Source organism: Methylophaga sp. UBA1464, assembly GCF_002325665.1.
GTDB lineage: Bacteria > Pseudomonadota > Gammaproteobacteria > Nitrosococcales > Methylophagaceae > Methylophaga.
Genome location: NZ_DCSO01000016.1, coordinates 7944 through 8659, shown reverse-complemented (window position 1 = coordinate 8659; position 716 = coordinate 7944). Strand labels below are relative to the sequence as shown.

The following is a 716-nucleotide window of genomic DNA, read 5'->3' as shown; positions in this document are numbered from 1 at the left end:
GTTAAGTCCTTTATTGTTAGCGATAACACTCACTGCCTGTGGTTCTGATTTTCAGGAAGGAGCCTATGTCGATGCACAATATGGTACAGGTTATGAGTTTAATGCCGATGGTCAGGGACAGCTGATTGGAGGAGTACCTGGTGCCTATAGTTTTACCTATGAGGTCGACAGCAATGAAGTGGTGACTTCCGGCGATATCAATCTCACTTTCAAACGCATTGATGACAAAACCCTGGAACGACCTGATGGGACTCGGCTGACCTTGAAAGAAGAATAAGCCATTTACCATTAATACGGCTGGAAAGAACTTATCAGAACACAGGTGTATTGATTTGAGGGTGTTTATTTTTCTCAAATCGATGTATTTGCCAGACAAAGAAAATGCCCGTGATCATCACAGCGGCCGCCATCCACATGGAGGACAGGTAATTACCTGTCAGTGTCGACAGATAACCCGCCAGAGCGGGTGCGATAAGTTGGGCTATACCGTAACTTATGGTCAGTTTTGCCATAGCCTTTGCCGGGTTATGAGGAAATTTGTGCCCGACATAAACCAGCATGAGGCTGACAATCCCGGCAAAGGTCGCTCCAAATATCAAAGCGCCTATCAGGTTGAAAAAAAACGATTCACTGACAAGCGGAATCAGAATTGATAGGAGAATCATCACATAGGCTGTCATGATGGCTCGGGTTTCACCAATGCGTTCTGCCACTTT

General features: G+C 45.5%; 2 protein-coding genes. One reads left to right on the top strand and one right to left on the bottom strand.

What is annotated here, in order from left to right; genetic code table 11:
- Nucleotides 1–277: hypothetical protein (locus B3O33_RS01595; protein ID WP_292362800.1), on the top strand; the 277-nt coding region annotated here is incomplete at its 5' end.
- 34 nt (nucleotides 278–311) lie between these two features.
- Here the strand turns inward: B3O33_RS01595 and B3O33_RS01590 are convergent.
- The coding region (locus B3O33_RS01590) for a YbfB/YjiJ family MFS transporter (RefSeq protein ID WP_292362799.1) at nucleotides 312–716 on the bottom strand (405 nt) is incomplete at its 5' end.